Raw genomic sequence first — 453 nt, 5'->3', positions numbered from 1 at the left:
GCGTCGGTGCGCCACAGATGGGTCACGGTGTGCTGGATCAGGTGGCTGACCCAGCCGGGGCCGAGGCGGTAGCGACCGCGGACCCGGTCGACGGTGAGGGGGTCGCCGGTGAGGACGGCCAGGCGCAGGTCGGGGCCGTAGGCTTTGGCTGTCGAGCGGACGAGCATCCAGTGTTGTGTGCTGCCGGCGAGCGGGTGGAGCGGCAGTTCGGTGAGTCCGTGCACGTGGTCGTCGTCGATGACGAGGACTTGCGGGTGGCCGGTAAGGATGGTGCGCAGGTCGCGGGCGCGGGCGGCCGAGATCGTGGCGCCGGTGGGGTTCTGGCCGCGGTCGGTGACGATCAGTGCCCGTGCGCCCTGCCCAAGCGCCCGCTCCACGTCGTGGGGCAGGGGGCCGTCGTCGTCGACGCCGACCGGGATCGGCCGCAGTCCGAGGGCGGGGACGAGGTCGAAG

Annotated in this window: 1 protein-coding gene; it reads right to left on the bottom strand. The window is 72.8% G+C overall.

Annotated features, from left to right (window positions below; translation table 11 throughout):
* A partial coding sequence (locus tag AC1DUE_RS20330) for an aminotransferase class I/II-fold pyridoxal phosphate-dependent enzyme (RefSeq protein WP_477041214.1) occupies nucleotides 1-453 on the bottom strand: 453 nt, incomplete at both ends.

This window comes from Cellulomonas sp. P4_A2 (assembly GCF_056402515.1).
Note: the sequence above shows the minus strand (reverse complement) of the source record. Positions and strands in the feature narration are given on the sequence as shown.